This window comes from Streptomyces sp. NPDC054840 (genome assembly GCF_053611065.1).
Genome location: NZ_JBSGZP010000128.1, coordinates 1 through 13,880, shown reverse-complemented (window position 1 = coordinate 13,880; position 13,880 = coordinate 1). Strand labels below are relative to the sequence as shown.

The 13,880-nt window shown below is 72.9% G+C and carries 11 protein-coding genes; 4 read left to right on the top strand and 7 right to left on the bottom strand.

The annotated features are described in order from the left end of the window. Positions 1-161 precede the first annotated feature (161 nt). Complete coding sequence (locus ACWGIU_RS12420) at positions 162-2,057, bottom strand: C1 family peptidase (RefSeq protein ID WP_453704989.1); 1,896 nt, start codon at positions 2,055-2,057, stop codon at positions 162-164. 140 nt (positions 2,058-2,197) lie between these two features. Between ACWGIU_RS12420 and ACWGIU_RS12415 the strand changes: the two genes are divergently transcribed. After that, positions 2,198-2,446 carry a hypothetical protein gene (locus ACWGIU_RS12415; protein ID WP_453704987.1) on the top strand — a complete coding sequence of 83 codons (249 nt, stop codon included), beginning with the start codon at positions 2,198-2,200 and terminating at the stop codon, positions 2,444-2,446. A 14-nt stretch (positions 2,447-2,460) separates the two neighbouring features. Here ACWGIU_RS12415 and ACWGIU_RS12410 read toward each other — a convergent pair whose 3' ends face one another. Next, positions 2,461-3,570, bottom strand: a complete 1,110-nt coding sequence (locus tag ACWGIU_RS12410; RefSeq protein WP_453704985.1) for an FAD-dependent monooxygenase — start codon at positions 3,568-3,570, stop codon at positions 2,461-2,463. A 168-nt stretch (positions 3,571-3,738) separates the two neighbouring features. Here ACWGIU_RS12410 and ACWGIU_RS12405 point away from each other — a divergent pair, with 168 nt between their 5' ends. From ACWGIU_RS12405 to ACWGIU_RS12395, 3 genes are read left to right on the top strand one after another with little or no spacing between them, the layout of a single operon-like run. Then, positions 3,739-4,743, top strand: a complete 1,005-nt coding sequence (locus ACWGIU_RS12405) for a TetR/AcrR family transcriptional regulator C-terminal domain-containing protein (protein ID WP_453704983.1) — start codon at positions 3,739-3,741, stop codon at positions 4,741-4,743. Positions 4,744-4,754: 11 nt separating this feature from the next. After that, entirely contained in the window at positions 4,755-5,993 is a 1,239-nt protein-coding gene (locus ACWGIU_RS12400) for a DUF1266 domain-containing protein (RefSeq protein WP_453704981.1), read from the top strand. Positions 5,994-6,053: 60 nt separating this feature from the next. Next, on the top strand, positions 6,054-6,464 hold the full coding sequence (locus ACWGIU_RS12395; RefSeq protein WP_453704979.1) for a PPOX class F420-dependent oxidoreductase: 411 nt from the start codon (positions 6,054-6,056) through the stop codon (positions 6,462-6,464). Positions 6,465-6,549: 85 nt separating this feature from the next. Here the strand turns inward: ACWGIU_RS12395 and ACWGIU_RS12390 are convergent, their stop codons facing one another. The 5 genes from ACWGIU_RS12390 to ACWGIU_RS12370 form a co-directional block, all read right to left on the bottom strand. Further along, positions 6,550-7,314, bottom strand: a complete 765-nt coding sequence (locus tag ACWGIU_RS12390; protein WP_453704977.1) for a hypothetical protein — start codon at positions 7,312-7,314, stop codon at positions 6,550-6,552. A gap of 51 nt (positions 7,315-7,365) precedes the next feature. Beyond that, positions 7,366-8,007 carry a hypothetical protein gene (locus ACWGIU_RS12385; protein WP_453704975.1) on the bottom strand — a complete coding sequence of 214 codons (642 nt, stop codon included), beginning with the start codon at positions 8,005-8,007 and terminating at the stop codon, positions 7,366-7,368. Between the two features lie 97 nt (positions 8,008-8,104). Next, positions 8,105-12,739 carry a putative T7SS-secreted protein gene (locus ACWGIU_RS12380; protein ID WP_453704973.1) on the bottom strand — a complete coding sequence of 1,545 codons (4,635 nt, stop codon included), beginning with the start codon at positions 12,737-12,739 and terminating at the stop codon, positions 8,105-8,107. A 3-nt stretch (positions 12,740-12,742) separates the two neighbouring features. Further along, a complete protein-coding gene (locus ACWGIU_RS12375) occupies positions 12,743-13,297 on the bottom strand; it encodes a hypothetical protein (RefSeq protein WP_453704971.1) in 555 nt (184 codons plus the stop codon). Beyond that, entirely contained in the window at positions 13,297-13,692 is a 396-nt protein-coding gene (locus ACWGIU_RS12370) for a hypothetical protein (RefSeq protein ID WP_453704969.1), read from the bottom strand. The genes ACWGIU_RS12375 and ACWGIU_RS12370 overlap by 1 nt, the downstream gene beginning before the upstream one ends. Between the last annotated feature and the right edge of the window lie 188 nt (positions 13,693-13,880).

Here is a 13,880-nt window from a genome sequence, read left to right as displayed (position 1 = left end):
GCCGGGGCCGCCGGGGCCTGCGTCACCGTCACCACGTCCGCGTCCCCGGTGACCTGCCAGGTCCACACGTACCCGCGCGCCCCGCGCCCGGTGAGCCGCAGCTCGTACGGCTCGTCCGGGCCCAGCACGATGCTCCGTACCTCCATGCCCGCCCGGTCCTCTCAGACGGGGCCGATCACCGGCCCCTCGTGCCAGCCCGCGCCGTCGCGCCAGTAGTGCTGAAGGCGGCGGTCGGTGCGCAGGACGATGACTTCCAGGTTGAACCCGAAACTGCCCTGGAGCATCCCGGTGACGGAGGCGACGTCGTGCCCGAAGACCGCGCCGCGCCGCCACGGCGAGCCGCCCGCGTTGCCGCGCCACCAGTGCTCGACCTGCCCGCCGGCGACGGCCACGCACAGCTCGTAGTTCCCGGCGGTGTCCTCGTCGGCGGCACCGGACTGCCCCTCGATCAGGCAGGGCGCGGAGACGGCCGCCGTACCGCTGCCGAAGATTTCCCCGGCCCGCCAGGTGAAGCCGTTCGGATCGTCGCGCCACCACAGCTGCATGCGGCCGTCGGTGAGGGCGGCGACGAGGTCGAGGTGGCGGGCGCGGGTCTGGACGAGGGCGGGCCCGTAGTGGGCGATGCCGGAGGCGAACCGGCCGCCGTCGTTCCAGGTCCAGGGGGCTCCGTTGATCCGCCACCAGTGGCCCAGGCGGCCGTCGGCGGTCCGGACGACCACCTCGAAGTTGCCCGGCTTGCCGTAGTCGCTCTGGATGAACGCGGGGGTCGAGCCGACCGCCGCGTCACCCGGCCCGAAGACGCCGCCGTCGCGCCAGACGGCCGCGGACTGCTCGTAGTACCAGTGGCGCAGCCGGCCGCCGGTGGTCACGTGCAGGGACTCCATGTTGCGGTTGTAGGTGGTACCGGTGAAGGCGGGCTGACCGGAGGCGTCGGTGGCGAAGGTGCCGGCGCGGGCCCAGGCGAACGGGGCATCGCCCTCGCGCCACCAGTGCCGGAGGCGGCCGCCGGGGGCGGTGGCGAGCAGCTCGAAGTTGCGGTGGGCGCGGCCGTTGCCGCTCTCGTAGACGTTGCCGGTGTGCAGCCGGCGCTTGGTCCACGGGTCGGGGTTGGTGCCGCGCAGGCCGCACTTGGCCCAGTGGTCGATGTTGACCTCGCCGTAGGCGATCCGGCCGTAGCCGCCGACGTGATAACCCGTTCCCCAGGAGTTCTTGAACAGCCAGCAGCCGGCCGCGTCGTCGTAGCCGACGACCAACACGCAGTGGCCGCCCGCCAGATGCTCGCTCGTACGGTGGTACACGCCGGAGCCGAGACCGAAGAAGTCGTCGTAGACGTCGAAGCAGGCGGTCAGCGGGCCGACCGTGTCCAACCAGACCTTCTGCTGCTCGACGTCGCCGAGCCGGACGTAGTCGGTGATCCGGACGGTCCGGCCGGACCGGTCCCAGCTGGGCGTGTACTCGGCGCGCCAGGCATCGCGGCGGGCGGCCGGCAGACCGGCGGGCGGGGTGCTGTACGGCCAGCAGTCGGGGTCGGCGAGCCCGCCGTTCGCCTTGATCCAGTCGAGGGCGGTCTCCGGGTTGCTGCCCTGGCCGCAGGTGAAGCGCAGGCCGTCGTGGACGTCCCCCTCGGAGCGCTCCGCCCATACGTCGTGCTCGATCCGGGCCATGGACTCCACCAGGCCGGCGGCGCCGAAGGCCCAGCAGGAGCCGCACGGGTTCTGGTCCTTGACCTTGGTGATCCACGGCCTGCCCCAGCGGCTGCGCCAGTCCACGGCGGCGGGCCGGGCTCCGACCAGCGGTCCCCGGACCCCGGGCAGCAGCCCGTGGGCGGCGCGGCGCCGGGTCAGATGCGGATTGCCGCTCGGGTGGCCGATGATTCCCGGGAGATCGATCGTCCCCGCCTCCTCGGCGGTCGTCAGATTCGCCCCGGGCTCCAGACCGAGCGAAGGCCGCGGTACGGGCTCCTCGTCGGCGAGATGCTCCAGGACCGACCAGCGGGCCCCCTGTGCGACGAGCCGCGCGCGCAACTCCCCCACCGACTGGACAGACTCCTCCGGCATGGCGGCCCCCCAGCTGCAACCGTTCGGATCCAAGACCCGGGAGCGTCTCCCCGGCGCCAGGGGGCGTCAAGGGGGTCCGCACGGTCGCGTGGTGGCACGAGGGGGCGTGCCGCGCCACGGGGCCCGCGTACGATCCGATCATGATCGCCCTGTCCGTGGACACCACCTCCCGCCATGCCGCCGGGCAGGTCCTCGGCTTGTTCATGGCCGCCACCATGGCCATCACCTGCATCTGGGTCCTCAGCAAGCCCTGGCGCAACGCCGTGGGCCAGACCTCCCTCTCGCCCACCGCGCGCGCCGCACTGCGGGCCGCGCGCCACCGTGTGGTCATCGGAGCGACGTTCGTGATCGTTCTCTTCGTCGGGGTGCGGGCCGCCGCCGCGGTCTGACCGTTCACCCGGGTTCAGCCGTCCAGCGAGATCGCGTTCTTGGCGCGGGTCACGGATTCCTCGGAGGCGGGTCCGCCCGGGTTCTCCGTCGCCAGCGCCTGGTTGAGGTCGACGAAGGGCCGCATCCGCTCCTCGTAGCGTGCGTACCCGGCGACGTGGTCGCCCGAGGTCCGCGCGAGGGAGTCGGCCAGTACGTGGGCCCCCACCAGGGCCAGGCCGGTGCCCTGCCCCGAAAGGGGGGAGGGGCAGTAGCCGGCGTCCCCGAGCAGGACGACCCGGCCCCGCGACCACTGGTCCATGCGGATCTGGGCCATGGCGTCGCAGTAGAAGTCGGGCGCCGTGCGAGCGGCCTCGCCCAGGCGGGGCCCTTCCCACCGCAGGGACTCCAGCCGGTCGACGACGGTCCGCCGCAGGGCCTCGGCGGTGCGCAGTTCCGGGGCGAGAGGCGCGGACTCGAAGCCGAAGGCGATGCGCAGTTCGGTGTTGCCGCGTACGGGCATGATGCCGAAGCCCACGTCCCCGTCCCGCAGCCACATCTGCCAGTCCTCCAGGCCGAGGAAGTTGTCGGCGCCGAAGACCGAGAGGTAGCTGCCCAGGTGGTGGGCGTAGCGTTCCTCGGGGCCGAAGGCCAGGCGCCGCACGGTGGAGTGCAGCCCGTCCGCCCCGACGACGAGGTCGAAGGTGCGCGGCGCCGCGTGCGCGAACTCCGCCCGCACTCCGTCCTCGTCCTCCTCCAGGCCGGTGACGGTGTCGCCGAAGAGGTACTCCACGTCCGCGCGGGTGTGCTCGTGGACCATCCGCACCAGGTCCTCGCGCAGCACCTCGATGTCCTCGCCGTCGAGCCGGCCGCTGCTGAAGGTCGCCTCGGTGGAGCGGCCGACCTCGTTGCCGTCGGGGCCGAGGATCGACATGCCGCGCATCCGGGTGCGTACCCGGCTCGCCCGCTGCAGCAGGCCCATGCGCTCCACCACGTCGAGTGCGGCTCCACGGATGTCCACGGCCTGCCCGCCGCCGCGCACGCCCGGGGCGCGTTCGACGACCGTGGGCTCGAAGCCGTGGCCGTGCAGGAGGTGGGCGAGAACGGGACCGGCGATGCCGCCGCCGGAGATGAGTACGGTCCGCATGAGAGGCTCCTTCTGGAGGATTTGTACGCTGTACGCATCCTGAATGTACGACGTACACACAGGGCTCTCAACTGGCAGAACACAACCGCTGTACTAGTTCAGAGCGGCTCCGCCGGACATCGCCGCTGCTACCCTCTGCACTAGTACAGGAGAGAAAGGCGGCAGAACGTGACGCAGACCACAGGCGCGGCGGGCCCGGCCGGTGATCCGCCCTACCTGCGCATCGTCGCCGCGATCCGGCGGCGCATCGCCGACGGGGAACTCTCGCCCGGGGAGCGGGTCCCCTCCACCCGTCAGATCGCCGCGGAATGGGGCGTCGCGCTCGCCACCGCCACCAAGGCCCTGACAACCCTGCGCCTGGAGGGCCTGGTCGAGGCCCGCCCCCGGATCGGCACGGTCGTCGCCGGGAGCACCCCCGCCGCACCGCCCCGCAGGCGTCCCTCGCCCGCCCCGGCCGCCGAGCCGGAACTGACCCTCGACCGGATCGTCCGCGCCGCCGTCGAGATCGCCGACGCCGAAGGACTCGCGGCGCTGTCCATGCGCGGTGTCGCGGCCCGGCTCGGCGTCGCGGCGATGTCTACCTACCGGTACGTCCCGAGCAAGGAGGACCTGGTCCTGCTCATGGCCGACGCCAGCTTCGGCGAGGAGTCCCCCGCCGACGCCCACGCCGGCGCCGCCCCGGAGGACTGGCGAGCGCGCGTCGAGGTGGGCACCCGGACCCTGTGGCGGCTCTACCGCAAGCACCCCTGGCTGGCCCGGATCGGCTCCCTCACCCGCCCGTTGCTCGTGCCCAACCTGCTGGTACACGGCGAGTGGATGCTCGGCGCCCTCGACGGTCACGGACTCGATCCGACCACGCTCTTCGACATCCACGTCCTGCTCTACAGCCACGTCCACGGTCTGGCGGTGCACCTGGAGCTGGAGGCCGACGCCGAAGCCGCCACGGGCCAGTCGGACGACCAGTGGATGGACAGCCGTGCCCCCGTCCTCCAGGACCTGGTGGACTCCGGCCGCTTCCCGACCTTCGCCAAGGTGGTCGGATCCTTCGAGGACGGCTACGACCTTCGGCTCGACGCGCTCTTCGAGCTGGGCCTGGGGGCCCTCCTCGACGGCCTGACCCCCGTCGTCGAAGGCCGAGGGCGCTCCCGCGGCCCCCGGCCGGAGCCCGTATAGGCTCGGGCCGCATGGGGACGTGGATCGCGCCGAGCGCCATCGAGAGAGAGCTGTACGAGGCCAAGACCGCCGGCGACTGGGCCGCGTACTTCGACGTACTGGCCCGGACCCCGCTGTACGTGGCCCAGTCCCGCGGGCAGTCCGACGCGCACCCCGACTCGGTGTTCTTCCGCGCCACCCCGGACCGGACGCTCGTCGTCCACACCGCCGGCATGCTGCCGACCCCCACCCCCGAGACGGTCTACGAGTCCCGGAGCCTGCGCTGGTTCGCCAAGGTCTGGGCCGCCGACGATCCCGCCTTCCTCGCCGTGAACCCGCGCTCCCCCGCCGAGGCCTACCTCACCACCGCCCCCGCCGACCTGGCCCGCTGGCGCGCCCACGCGGAAGCCGCCCCCCACTACGGCCTGCCCGAGGGCAAGGTCCACGCCCTGTTCACCGGCGGCCCGCTGCACGGGCCCGTCGCCCACGGTCTCGCCGTCGGCGCCCATCTCGCCGTGACCAACGGCGAGTTCTGGAACGCCCTCGCCTATCACGGCAGCGGCTACCAGTACGAGCGCCGCCGCGTCGCGAAGAGCTGGAGCATCACCGACCGGCCCGACTGGCTCGCCACCCTGGACACCCTGCTGGACCGCGGTATGGTCAGCCCCGTCTGGGAGTACGCGCTCCGCGTCCGGCGCGCCCTCGCCTCCGATTACGCCGGGCTCGTGGACATCGAGCACTGGCGGCACGCCGCCGAGGCGAGCCTGCGCCGCAGCGCCGAACGCGCCGCCGAACCGCAGCTCACTCCCGACGGGGTCACCGTCGCCCAGCCGCGCCCGGTCGCCGAGGTCGAGGGGGAGATAGCCGGCGTCAAACGCCTCATCGGCCGGATCGCCCGATACGAGCAGCGCTTCCGGGCGGACGGACTGCTCCCCGAGGACGGCTGGGTCCGCTCGGTGGAGGGCTGGGACATCGGCCGGGCCTCGCAGATGGCGCGCTGGGGCGTCGGCTGCCGCTACGGGACCGTCGCCGAGGCCGAGAAGGCCGTCCTGCGCGCCGGGGAGGCCGCGCGCGACACGTACCGCTCGTGGGCGGAGTTCTCCGCCGGGTACGTCCTCGGCCGGTGCCTGCACTTCGACGAGGAGGAGTTCGGCACCTGGTACACGACCGCCCTCGCCGCCCACCTCGCCCTGACGACCGACCCGGCCAGCCCCTGGCTCAACATCCCCTGGAACGGGGAACCGGGCGCACCGGTGTCCGACCTCGGGTAGTCGGTGGCCGCGGCCGGAAAACCGGCGGTGGGCCGCCGCCCGCCGACTAGCCTCGCCGCCATGACTGTTGAGCTGAACGAGGCCGTGCGAGGACTGCTCGACGCGCCGCACCCCGCCGTCCTGTCCACCATCAACCCGGACGGAAGTCCGCAGAGTTCGGTGATCTGGGTGACCCGCGACGGCGGCGACCTGCTGGTCTCCACCGAGCAGGGCCGCCGCAAGGAGCGCAACATCGTCCGGGACGGGCGGGTCGGCCTCACCGTCTTCGACCTGGCCAACCCCTTCCGCTACGCCGAGATCCGCGGCACGGCCACCGTGACCGAGGACATCGGCCGGGCCGTGGCCGTGCGCATCGCCGAGGAGTACATGGGTCCGGGCGCCGGCAAGGAGTACGCGCAGGCCCCGGCGGAGGACGTCCGGGTGGTCGTCCGCATCACCCCGACCAAGGTCCTCGGCAACGCGGCCCGGTAGGCGCACCGGCAAACGGCCCCGGGGCCCGCGGGGCGGGGGACCGGGGCCCCGCGGCGCGCGGGGACGGGGACCTCACGGTCACCTCTCACGGGAGTTCGGGCCGGACCGCGGCCCAGGCGTCGACCGCCGGCGCCGAAGGGTCGGCGTCCGCGAGGTGGGGCCGGACGAGCACCAGCCACGGGATCAGGCTCTTGATCCGGCGCAGATGCCGGATCCGGTGGTACGGGAGGTCCCGCCAGACCCGGCCCTGCGCCGCGGCCTGCTCCGGGCTCAGGTCCATCAGCGCCAGCAGCGCCCGGCACAGGGCGGCCGGGTCACCGCCCCGGTCCGGGCCGAACCGCTGGATCATGTAGACCTGTACGGAGGCCAGTTCGGGTGCCCGCAGCAGATCGGGCCCACCCTCGGCCCGCGCGCAGCGGTGGGTGGCGGCCAGCGCGATCCGGCCCCAGCGCAGCCGGATCGCGTCCGGCAGGCGTTCGTCCCGCATCCGCACCCCGGCCAGGACGCGCAGGGTCCGTGGGTGCGGTTCGTCCCGCAGCGGCGGGTCGGTGGCCAGCCAGGCCTCCAGCTCCTCCAGCGCGTGCCCGTCGGGCGGCACCGCGGTCAGCACCTGCCCCCGGGTGAGCAGCGCGACCATGGCGCCCGCGAGGTGGACCCTCGCGACGTGCCCGGCCCCGAAGGAGCCGACGGCCCGCCCGTGGCGCTCGATGCGGCGCAGGCCGATCCTGGACTCCCCGACGGCGTAGACCTGTCCGGCGCGCGCCACGCCGCCGACGCACCGGACCACGCACACGCCGCCCGTGACGTCGGCCTCCTCGACGGAGTACACCTGCAGTTCGGCGATGGACACCCGCACCCCCTTCCCCGGGCGGAGGTTACCTCCGGGGGCGGCCGGACCCGCTCACGGGGAACCCTGGACGCGGTCCAGCAGGGGCGCCGCCCAGTCCGGCAGGACGGACGCCGGCGGGCGGGGCGGGCGCGGGTCCGCGGTGATGCCGATGCCGCCCGCCGGGTCGCCGTGGACGAACTGCTGGGCCCACGACAGCCAGGAACGCACGAACAGGTTCGCGCTCCACGCCAGGGCCAGGGCGCCGCGCCGGCCGGGGACCTCGTACCAGTAGCTGGTGAGCACCACGGCGCGGGAGACCGCCTCGTCCGCGTCCCCCGGCCGGGAATCGGCGGTGAGCCCGGCGGCCAGCACCGATGCCGCGAACCGGTTGTCCGCGAGCAGTCCGCCGCTGTCGCAGACGATCGCGTCCAGCATGTCCGCCGGGAGCTCCACGGCAGCTCGCTCCAGCCGCGTCAGCAGCTCGGGCAGGCCCGGATCACCGGCCGTGTCCGGACCGGGGACCACTCTCAGGTCGGCCCACAGCCGCTCGTCGCCCGTGCGGGCGGCCAGCAGGTGCACGTACGCCAGCGCGCGCAGGGTCTGCCAGCGGCAGAGCGTGTCGAGCAGCGCGATGCGGGAGCTGCGGAAGGCCAGCCGCACCGGCCAGTCGGCCGCCCGGACCTCGGTGCCGAGCGCCCGCAGTTCCGCCGACACCGGGGCAGGGTAGACCCGGCTCCGGCCCGGGTCGTAGGACGGCTCGGAGTGGTAGCCCGGCCGGTCGGGTTCCGGCTCGCGGGGGGTGGGGCCGGGGCTATTCATTGATCTCGTCGGGTTTCGGGGTGCGCCACTTCGCCTGATCCTTGCCGTCGCGGGGCGTGATGTAGTTGGAGAGGTCCTCGGGGTCGATGTGGTACCCGTGGATCATATTGTCCTGGCGGATGATGGCCACCGGCCTCGACGGGTCGAGGCTGCGGTCGATGATGATCCGCGCCCCCGTCGCGTCGTCGACGTAGTTCGCCGGCGACTGCAGATGGCCCCTCAGGTACTTCTCCAGTTTCACCTCGTCGCCGTTGATGCCTTTCAGGTAGTGGTTGTCCTTGCCGCTCTCCGCTTCGTTGAGCTGGTGGTCGACGCCCTGCGCCGCCCGGGTGCTGTCCGAGTAGGGGGCGAGCCCGAAGGGGTCGCACCACCGATGGGGATCGGCGACGTACGTCACCGGGTTGGGGGCCGCCGCCAGGCCCAGCGGGTCCGGGCTCAGATAGCGGGCGGTCTCGGGATCGTAGGTGCGGAAATAGTTGTGGTGCAGGCCCGATTCGGCGTCGAAGTACTGGCCGGGGAAGCGCAGCGGCGTGTACGCCGTGGCGTCCCGGTTCCAGGCCGTCGAGCCCCACAGTGTGGACCGGCTGCGCCAGGCCAGTTCGCCGCGCTCGTCGACGAGTTCGGCGGGCGCGCCCACCAGGTCGGTGACGATGGCGTAGAACCGCTCGTCCACCACGTCCTGGCCGGCGTCGAGGATCCGCTCGGTCTGCGCGATCGGCTGCAGACCACGGTGGTCCCAGGTCAGGGCGACCTCGCCGGCCGCCCGCGCCGAGGTGCTGCTCTGCTCGCACAGCACGCTGCCGTCCCAGGTGAAGACCGTGCGCTCGGCCACCTCCAGGCCGTCGGGCGTCATCCGCTCCTTCGCCGTACGCCGTCCCAGCGGGTCGTACGTGTACCGCCAGCGCGTCCCGTCCGGGGTGGTGACGGCCGTGATCCGGTCCTCGGCGTCCCATGTGTAGCGCCAGGTGTCGGGCTTGCGCGAGAGCCGGGGCTTCTGCCGGAGCACGACCCGGCCGAGGGCGTCGTACTCGTGGCGGACCCGGCCCGCGCCGGTCAACCGGGTTCCCTCGTAGGTGCGCGGTCCGGTGGCGTCCTGACCTCCGGGGTGACCGCCGGGCCAGGACGCGGAGGTCTGGTTGCCCGCCTCGTCGTAGGCGTAGCGCTCGGTCCAGTTCTCGGCGTGCACCGCCGTCACCCGCCCCCGCGGGTCGAGATCGAAACTGCGCGGGCCGGCCAGCAGGTCGTCGACTCCGGTGAGGACCCCGTCGGAGCGGTAGGTGTACCCGCGGCGCTGCACCACTGCCTGCCCGGAGCCCGTGAGCCGTTGCTCGACCAGCCGGCCGGTGTCGTCCCAGGCCTGGTCGAGCGTGACGGCGTCTGCGTACGTGCGGCTGAGTTCCTGGCCCGCCGCATCGTGGGTGAAGCCGATGCGGCGGCCGGAGGTGGTCAGGGCGTCGTGGCGGCCGGCGGCGTCGTACACCCAGGTGGCGACGGCCCCCGTCGGGGTGGTCCGGCCGGTGCGGCGGCCCAGGGCGTCGTAGCTGTAGGTGAGGGTGCGGCCGTCGACCGTCTCCTGGAGGAGCCGGCCCGCCCGGTCCCGCAGCCGGGTCAGCACGCTGTCCCCGCACACCGCGACGGCGAGCCGGTCGAAGACGTCGTACTCGTACGTCGTCACGGTGCCGCCCGCGTCCTTGCGAACGGTGTGCCCCTGGGCGTCGCGCTCGAAGGTGATCCGCTGCCCAAGGGCGTCGGTGCGGGTGACGAGCCGGCCCGCGGGGTCGTAGCCGTAGTCCAGCACCCGGCCGTCGAAGTCGGTCTCCCGGACGAGCCGGCCCGCCGGGTCGTAGGCGTACTCCCAGGTCATGCCCTGCGGATTACGGACCTCGGTCAGCCTCAGCTCGGCGTCGTACGCGTAGGCGTGGCGCGAGCCGTCCGCGTCGGTGCGGGCGGCGAGCAGGTCGAAGTGGGTGTACTCGAAGTGCACCGCCCTGCCGTCGGGGCCGTCCCCGTCCGTACGGGTCAGGCAGTTGCCCTCGCCGTCGTACGTCCACGACCGGCGCCGGCCGTCCGGGTCCGTGCGGTGCAGCGGCTTGCCCTCGACCGTCCACTCCATGCGCGTGACCGCCCCGAGCGGGTCGGTGACCGCCGTGACCCGCCCGAAGGCGTCCCGCTCGTACGTGGTGGTGGCGCCGAGCCTGTCGGTGACGGCGAGCGGCAGCCCGGCCCGGTCGGTGCGGATGCGCGTGACCGCTCCCCCGGGGTCGGTGACGGTGGTGAGGTGGCCGCGCTCGTCATAGCCGAAGTGGGTGACCGTCCCGTCGGGGCGGCTTACCGAAGTGCGGTTCGCGCGCTCGTCGTAGGTCTGCCGGACGACCGAGCCGTCCACGGAGACGACTTTGACGGGACGGCCGAGGTCGTTGTACTCGGCGCGCGCCTCCCGGCCGTCGGGCCGGACGTAGGAGACGAGGCGGCCCGTGTCGTCGAAGGTGCTGCGGGTGGTGTGGCCGAGCGGGTCGGTGTGCGCGATCCGCCGGCCGCCGCTGTCGTACGCGTACCGGGTGACCGCGCCGAGCGGGTCGGTCTCGGCCACCACCCGGTAGCGCTCGTCGATCAGGTAGACGCGGGTGTGCCCGGCGGCGGTGGTCATCCGCGTCACGCGGTGGCCGGTCTGCGGGTCCACGTCGTCGTAGCGGAAGGTGAGGGCGATGTGGCCGGCCTCACCGGCCTCCGCGACGCACCGGTCGAGGTCGTCGTAGGCGTACTCGTAGCGGCGGTCGTTCGTGTCGGTCCAGGAGGTGATGCGGGCGCGGTCGTCGTAGGTGAACCGCAGCGGCAGTCCGGAGGAGTTGGTGACCTCGGTCAGGTTCCCGTCGGTGTACCCGTACGCGAGGACGCGGCCGCCGCCGGCCAGGTGCAGGGCGGTGATCCGGCCGCCGTCGGTCTCGAAGCCCAGCCGGTAGCCGCCGGAATGGGAGATGCCCAGCGGCGTGCCGTGTCCGTCGTATTCGAAGATGACGTGGTTGCCGCTCATGTCCTCCAGCTGGGCGATCGGCGCGATGCCGTTGCCGGCGCCGTCGGCGGGCGGGGTGAAGCGGCGGACGGCTCCCGTCAGGGGGTCCGTCAGCGTCCAGTCGCCGTCCGGGGTGCGCGCCAGCGGGTGGCGCGGGGCCGACGCCGACACCGGCAGGACGGGCACACCGGGCGCGGGGTGCGGATAACCGACCCGCAGGCCGTCCTCGGAGACCAGGACGACGCCCTTCGCGTCGATCTCCAGGTGCTGGTCGATCGTGGACGACCAGGTCGGGCCGAACCAGCGGCCCGCCCGGTAGCCGGACTCCGCACGGCGCGTGAACGCGAACGGGAGGGTACCGGGGAGGACCACGTCCGTCTGCGGGAGGTACATCCGGCCGGTGGCGAGGTCGACGGGGTCGGTGCCCTCGCTGGGCTTGTCCCCGTCGGACCGCTCACCGTGGTGCGGTCCGTGCCTGTCGGTCTCCTTGCGGCCCGGGCCGTCCAGGTCGTCCAGGTGCCGTGCGGCCGAGCCGGCCTTCTTCGCGGCGCCCAGGCCCTTGGAGCCGATGAGCTCGGGCAGGATCTTGCCCACGCCCTCGGAGGGGTCCTTCATGAACTCGTCGAGCATCTGCTTGCCCGCGCCCCACGGGTCGTTGGCCATGGTGACCAGACCGGCGGCCGTCGAGTTGAGGTTCGTCACGTACTCGGCGGGATGGGTCAGGTTGTACGGGTCGGTCGGGTTGAGGGCGCGGGCGAAGTTGACGAGGCCGGCGGTGCCCTTGACGACGCCGCCGGCCAGATGGGTCTGCGCGAGGTCCAGGTAGTCCATGCCGTCCTGGAGCTGTTCGGCGTACGAGGGTTTGGGCGGGGCCGCGTCGCGGGCGGCCCGGACCGCCGTACGGGCCGTCTCGGCGACCTCGTTGCGCTGCCTGCGTGCGGTGTCGAGCTTGTCCTGTGCGGCCTTGGCCAGCGGAACGCCGGGGTCGCTGAAATCGTCCGCCGGCCGCGGCGGCAGCGTGTCCTTCTTCGCCTCGACCGCTTCCTTGTAGACGTCGATCGACTTGTTGTAGGCGTTGCGCGCGTCCTGTGAGACCTTCTTGGCCTTGTTGTACTCCTCCAGGGCCTCCTTGGCCTGGCCCTGGGCCCACTCCACGGTGTCGGCGAACCGGTTGATCGCGTCGGCGGCCTTGCCGAAGGACTCGGCCGCCTTGAACCAGCGCGGCGGCTCCTTGGCTATCGCGTCCCGGAACGCGTCCGCCGACGCGCCCTTCAGGCCGTCGCCCTCCAGGGCCTTCAGGCCGTTGCCGACGAGGGTGAACGAGAGCTCGAAGTCACTCAGGTGCGAGACCTGCGCCCGGATCTTCGACACGCTGCCGTAGACCAGCTTGTTCGGGTCCTCGGTCTGTCCGAGCTCCAGCTCCGCGACGTCCGCGCCGAGCTGGTTGGCGGCGGAGCGGCTCTTGTCGCGGATCCAGTCGCCCGCCTCGTCGAGGCCGGCGTCCTCCGCCACGTCGGCGACCTTGTCGCCGGTCCACTCGATCGCGTCGCCGACGTCCTCGGCCCGGTCCTCGGCCCAGTCCTCGACCGAGTCCGGTACGAAATCCCTCCAGCCCATCGGTCAGCGCCCCCCGTCCGCCTGGTCCAGCAGGTCCTTCAGCGAGCCGATCTTCCCGCTGGAGGTCAGCTTGTCGCCCGTGTCGGACCAGGTCTGTTTGACGTCCTGCGCGCTCTTCTCGAACGACTCCGCGCTGTAGTCCGGCTTGTAGACGTCGGCCCGGAAGATGTCGCCCCAGCCCTTCTGCTCGATCTCGTCCTCGCTCGCGTGCGGGTTGCCGTACGCGGCGTTGGCCGCGACCTTGAACGCGCCCTGGAGGTACTGGTCCTCCTCCCACACGGTGCCGGCGGCGATGCCGAGGGAGCGGGCGAGGGTGCTCGCGTTCTGGACGAGGCTGCGCACCCCCCATTCCCAGAGCTCGCAGAAGTCCTCGAAGTCGGTGGCCAGCCCCATGTGTCCGGCCTCCATGCCGGTCATGGCCAGGTCGCTGAAACCGGCGCCCTGCGAGGCACCGGCCGCGTCCGAGGACTCGCGCAGCTCGGCGATGGCCCCGCGCAGGCCCTTCTGGATGCCCGCGACCGCGGCCGGCGAGACCTCCAGGTCCCCTTCGCCCGCCATCAGGCGGCGTCCGTTCGGTCGACGGCGCAGGCATCGGGCACGATGCCCACGACCGGCGGGAACAACATCGATCCGTTCCCGTCGGCCACGTTCACCGCGACCCCCGCCGGACCGTCGATCATCGGGACGATCGCGTCGACCAGCCGCGCGCCGAGGACCGCGAGGTACTCCCACTCCCGGTCCCCGGCTCCGCGCGCCTGCGCGAAGCGCGCGAGGGCCGCCTCGTCCGTGAACGCGTACACCCAGCGGATACCGCCCTGGACGGCGGACATCAGGCCTCCGCCGGGCCCCTCCGCCAGCGGGGCCAGCAGCACCGACCTCCGGAACTCACCCACCAGGCGCCCGGGTTCACCTGCGCCGTCGTGGTAGGCGGATATTTCTTCGATCAGTTGCATTCGGCGTTCCCCTCTCGTACGAGCAGTGGCACGAAAGGAGAAACGTCTCTCGGAGGCCGGACGGTTCCTCCAACGCCTGGCGTATCCGACCGACTTCGTGGCCGGCGCGGTCGGAGGCGGCGGCCATCCGCACGTCGACGGTGTCCGTCGTCGCGTTGCTCCGTCAAGGCCGATGGCCGGTCTCCACG